General features: G+C 70.4%; 4 protein-coding genes. 2 read left to right on the top strand and 2 right to left on the bottom strand.

Translation table 11 applies throughout. The annotated features are described in order from the left end of the window. Positions 1-129: 129 nt before the first annotated feature. Positions 130-570, bottom strand: coding sequence for a nitroreductase family deazaflavin-dependent oxidoreductase (locus tag GH736_RS16820; protein ID WP_159605388.1), 441 nt, complete (start codon positions 568-570; stop codon positions 130-132). 78 nt (positions 571-648) lie between these two features. Here GH736_RS16820 and GH736_RS16815 point away from each other — a divergent pair, with 78 nt between their 5' ends. Together GH736_RS16815 and GH736_RS16810 are read left to right on the top strand one after the other, a co-directional pair. Further along, entirely contained in the window at positions 649-1,203 is a 555-nt protein-coding gene (locus tag GH736_RS16815; RefSeq protein WP_235934367.1) for a hypothetical protein, read from the top strand. Between the two features lie 156 nt (positions 1,204-1,359). Further along, positions 1,360-3,600: an ATP-dependent Clp protease ATP-binding subunit gene (locus GH736_RS16810; RefSeq protein WP_407922364.1), complete on the top strand. Its 2,241-nt coding sequence runs from the start codon at positions 1,360-1,362 to the stop codon at positions 3,598-3,600. A 73-nt stretch (positions 3,601-3,673) separates the two neighbouring features. Here GH736_RS16810 and GH736_RS16805 read toward each other — a convergent pair whose 3' ends face one another. Continuing rightward, positions 3,674-4,927, bottom strand: coding sequence for an MFS transporter (locus tag GH736_RS16805; protein WP_159605384.1), 1,254 nt, complete (start codon positions 4,925-4,927; stop codon positions 3,674-3,676). Positions 4,928-5,196: the final 269 nt, after the last annotated feature.

Here is a 5,196-nt window from a genome sequence, read left to right as displayed (position 1 = left end):
GCCGCCGGGCTCCGCCTGCGCGCCCGCAACGGCATCGTGCGCACGCTCGCGGTGCCGCCGCTCCGTGCGCTGCTCGCCCGGGCGTTCACGATGCGATGGCTCTGAGCGGGTGGGCTCAGACCGCGGGGCTCAGAGCACGACGCGCGTGAGGAGGAAGACCGGGATCAGCCGGTCGGTCTTGCGCTGGTAGTCGGCGTAGGGCGGGTAGGCCTCGACCGCCCGCACCCACCACTCCTCGCGCTCGGCGCCCTCGAGCTCGCGTGCCTCGTAGTCGTGCCGCTCGGCGCCGTCCTGCAACTCCACGTGCGGGTGCTTCTTGAGGTTCCAATACCAGACCGGGTGCTTCGCGGCACCGCCGAGCGACGCCACGACGGCGTACGCCCCGTCGTGCTCCACGCGCATCAGCGCGGTCTTGCGCAGCTTGCCGGTCTTCGCGCCGACGCTCGTGAGCAGGACGATCGGCAACCCGCGGAGCGTGTTCGCCTTCTCGCCGTTCGACGCCTCGAACGTCTCGGCCTGCCTCCGTGCCCATCCCGACGTGCTCGGCTCGTACTCGCCTTCCAGTGGCATTGAACCTCCCCGATCTCTCTTCGACCATACGCGGCCCGCCCGTATCCGGAATCGAGCGGATGCCGCAGAATGGCGAACATGACGGACCCGCACCTGCTCGGCCCCGGCCTGCTGCCGACGCCCTTCACCGCCGACGAGATCCGGGCGGGCTGCCCAGACGGGCGCACGATCCGGCTCTTCGTCGAGCCCGCCGAGGGCGAGCCGTTCGAGCGGGTCAACCGGTTCGTCGAGGCCGATGAGACGGGCGCGACGCTCGAGCGCTGGTGGGTCGGCCCCGACGGCCTGGTCGACGGCGAGGTGGAGCGCGAGCGCACGAGCTGGCTCGACCTCCAGCGGCACGCGGCGTTCCCCGCCGACCGCACGACGTCGTCGCGCGAGACCCTCGAGCTGCCGATCGGCACGGGCGAGTGCCTGCGGTACGACGTGCGGCCCGAAGCATCCGTCGACGCATCCATCAGCGCAGCGGATGCCGCGCCCGGCGCCGTGACGGGCGCCGTCGTCGATGGCGACGCCGTCGCGACGTTCTGGTTCTCGCTCGACCACCCCGGGATGCCGGTGCGGTACGAGCAGGTGGCCGACGCGGGCGGAATCGATCGCACGACGATGGTCGGCGACGAGGTCGAGGTCGACTGAGGCGCGGCGCGGCGCGGACGAACGTGCACACACGGTGGCGGTCGTCGAGGCATCCGTCTACCGTGAAGGCCGGGGGAATTCCGGTGATCGATTCGGAATATCCGCCCTCTGAGCAAAGTTGAGTCAACTACACTCAAGTTTGACGAAGGGATTCCTGTGGCCAACATGCAGGGCGCTCCGAACTCCCAGGAGGAGCAGAAGTCGGCGCTCGAACAATACGGCGTGAACCTCACCGACCTGGCGAAGGCCGGCAAGCTCGACCCGGTCATCGGGCGCGACGCCGAGATCCGCCGCGTCAGCCAGGTGCTCACCCGGCGCACGAAGAACAACCCCGTGCTCATCGGCGAGCCCGGCGTCGGCAAGACCGCGGTCGTGGAAGGACTCGCCCAGCGCATCGTCGAGGGCGACGTCGCCGTGTCGCTGAAGGACAAGCAGCTCGTCTCGCTCGACATCTCGGCCCTCGTCGCCGGCGCGATGTACCGCGGCCAGTTCGAGGAGCGGCTCAAGGCCGTGCTCAAGGAGATCAACGACGCCGAGGGCGGCATCATCACGTTCGTCGACGAGCTGCACCTGCTCATGGGCGCGGGCGGCGGCGAGGGCTCCGTCGCGGCATCCAACATGCTGAAGCCCATGCTCGCGCGCGGCGAACTGCACCTCATCGGCGCGACGACGCTCGACGAGTACCGCGAGTACATCGAGAAGGACGCCGCGCTCGAGCGCCGCTTCCAGCAGGTGTACGTCGGCGAGCCGAGCGTCGAGGACACGGTGGCGATCCTCCGCGGGCTCAAGGGCCGTTACGAGGCGCACCACGGCGTGACGATCTCGGATGCCGCACTCGTTGCCGCGGCATCCCTCTCCAATCGCTACATCACGGCTCGGCAGTTGCCCGACAAGGCGATCGACCTCATCGACGAGGCGATGTCGCGGCTGAAGATGGAGATCGACTCGTCGCCCGTCGAGATCGACGAGTTGAAGCGCCAGGTCGACCGCATGAAGCTCGAGGAGCTCGCCCTGAAGCGTGAGAAGGACGACGCCTCGAAGGAGCGCCTCGCCCGGCTGCGCGAGACGCTCGTCGAGAAGGAGCGTGAGCTCGCCGAGCTCGAGGCCCGTTGGTCGCGCGAGCGCATGGGCCTCAACCGCGTCGGCGAGCTGAAGAAGAAGCTCGACGAGGCGATCACCGAGCGTGACCGCGCGATGCGCGAGGCGGACTACGCCCGCGCGTCGCAGCTCGAGTACGAGACGATCAAGCGGCTCCGGCAGGAGCTCGAGGCCGCCGAGCAGGCCGAGGCCGCGCCCGACGAGCCGCGCATGGTCAACGAGCAGGTCACCGAGGAGGACATCGCGCAGGTCATCGCCGCGTGGACGGGCATCCCCGTCGGCCGGCTCCTGCAGGGCGAGACCGAGAAGCTGCTGCACCTCGAGACCGAGCTCGGCAAGCGGCTCATCGGGCAGAAGCGCGCCGTCGGTGCGGTCGCCGACGCCGTTCGACGCTCGCGCGCGGGGATCAGCGACCCCAACCGTCCGACCGGCTCCTTCCTGTTCCTCGGCCCGACCGGCGTCGGGAAGACCGAGCTCGCGAAGGCGCTCGCCGAGTTCCTCTTCGACGACGAGCGTGCCATGGTGCGCATCGACATGTCGGAGTACGGCGAGAAGTTCTCCGTCTCCCGGCTCGTCGGCGCGCCCCCCGGGTACATCGGCTACGAGCAGGGCGGCCAGCTCACCGAGGCCGTGCGCCGGCGCCCCTACTCGGTGATCCTGCTCGACGAGGTCGAGAAGGCGCACCCCGAGGTGTTCGACGTGCTGCTGCAGGTGCTCGACGACGGCCGGCTGACCGACGGTCAGGGCCGCACGGTCGACTTCCGCAACGTGATCCTCATCCTCACGTCGAACCTGGGCTCGCAGTACCTGATCGACCCGACGCTCAGTTGGGACGAGAAGGAGCAGGCGGTGCTGCAGACGGTGCGGCAGGCGTTCAAGCCCGAGTTCGTCAACCGCCTCGACGACATCGTGGTGTTCTCCGCGCTCAGCGAGGAGGAGCTCGGCGAGATCGTGAACCTCTACATCGACCGGCTCTCGACGCGACTTCGCGAGCGGCGGCTCGACCTCGGCGTCACCCCCGACGCCAGGGCGTGGCTGGCCGAGCGCGGCTACGACCCGCTCTACGGGGCGCGCCCCTTGCGCCGGCTCATGCAGCACGAGATCGACGACCGCCTCGCGCGGGCCCTGCTCACCGGCGAGATCCGCGACGGCGACCGCGTGATGGTGGAGCTGGCTCCCGACGGCGAGTCGCTCACCGTGGCGCGCGCCGAGGTCGACGAGGCGGCCGGGGCAGCCGGTGACGGCGCCGGTGGCGCCGGCGAGGACGACGTGATCGACGCGGAGATCGTCGAGGAGTAGTCGGCGTCGACGGTGGGTCGGCTCAGCCGGAGCCCGGCCGTTCGCGTCGGCCCCGCCGAGCTCGGCTCGCTCGTCAGCCCTCGACGGGCGCGGCCGTCGGAACCCCGTTCGCGCTCGCCGGGATGCGACGTTCGAGCGCCAGCGCGAGCACGCCGATGCCGAGGCATCCGATGACCATCACGGCGATGTACCACGCCTCGAGGCCGTTGCCGAGCAGCAGCCCGGCGGCGATCGGACCGGTGATCGCGCCGCCCTGGAAGGCCGCAGAGTTGATCGCGTTGTAGCGGCCGCGGTTGTGGTCTGACGCGAGGTCGTTGTAGATGGCCGGCACCGTCGGCTGCAGCAGCGTCTCGCCGAACGCGAAGACGCCCATGAACGCGAGCACGCCGATGGCTGCGGCGATCGTGTCGGGCAGCAGCCCGGCGGCGCCGAGGATCAGCCACGACGCCGCCCACACGCCGGCCATCACCAGCATCACGCGGGTGCGTCGTCGACCGCTGATGCGGTTGAGCACCGTGAACTGCAGCAGCACGATCACCGCCGTGTTCACCGCGAACGCGAAGCCGATCACCCGGGTCGAGACCTCGGCCACCTGTCGGGCGTAGGCCGGGAAGCCCGCCTCCATCTGGCCGTAGCCGATGAACATCGCGATGAAGGTGAGCAGGGTGATCCACAGCACCGCCGGCTGGCGGAGGATCTCGCGGTAGCCGCCGGTGGCCGGCGCATCGGCCGACGGCTCGGACTGGGTGCGGACGTGCCGCAGGGGACCGAGCAGCAGGGCCATGGGGATGAGGCTCGTGGCGGCGTCGACGAGGAAGATCACGGTGAACGTCTCGGGCGAGTCCACGTCGACGTAGAAGCCGCCGAGGATGCCGCCGATGCCGATCCCGAGGTTGACGAGCGCGAAGTTCACGCCGAAGTACTGCTGCCGCAGGTCGCCCTGCACCACGGTCGCGATGAGCGCGTTGAACCCCGGCCAGGAGACGCCGAAGTTCACGCCGATGAGCACGAGCGCCACGGCGGCGACGGCAGGATGGGTGGCGAACGCGAGCAGGGTGCAGCCGGCGATCATCGAGGTGAGACCGGCGAGCAGGATCGCGCGGGCGCCGTAGCGGTCGATGAGCGTGCCGCCCGGGCCGGTGACGATGAGCCCGGTGATGGCGATCAGGCTCATGAGCGCGCCCGACAACTCGAGGTCGAAGCCGCGCACCTCGTGCAGGTAGATGATCGTGAACGGGAGCGTCAGCCCCCGGCCGAGCGTCTGGATGGCGACCGTCGACAGCAGCCATCGACCCTCGGTGGGGAGTGCCCCCCAGAAGCTCCGCATTCCGACCACCGTGACATTCTGCCGCAGCCTCACGACATCGGCAGACGGTCGCCTCGACTCGGCGGCCGCCCCGCCCCGCGCCCTCCCTGTCTCGCATTCACCCGCCCGGGGTAGGCTCCCGCCATGCTGGACGAGGGCCAGGTGCTCGTCGGCGACGGTCTCGTCGTCGAGACCGACGTGGGCGCGGTGCACGGCGTGCGCCGCCGGGGGCTCCGGATGTGGCGCGGCCTCCCCTACGCCGGCACGACCGGGGGCGAACGGCGCTTCCG

The organism is Agromyces humi (assembly GCF_009720255.1).
GTDB classification, from domain to species: domain Bacteria; phylum Actinomycetota; class Actinomycetes; order Actinomycetales; family Microbacteriaceae; genus Agromyces; species Agromyces humi.
Note: the sequence above shows the minus strand (reverse complement) of the source record. Positions and strands in the feature narration are given on the sequence as shown.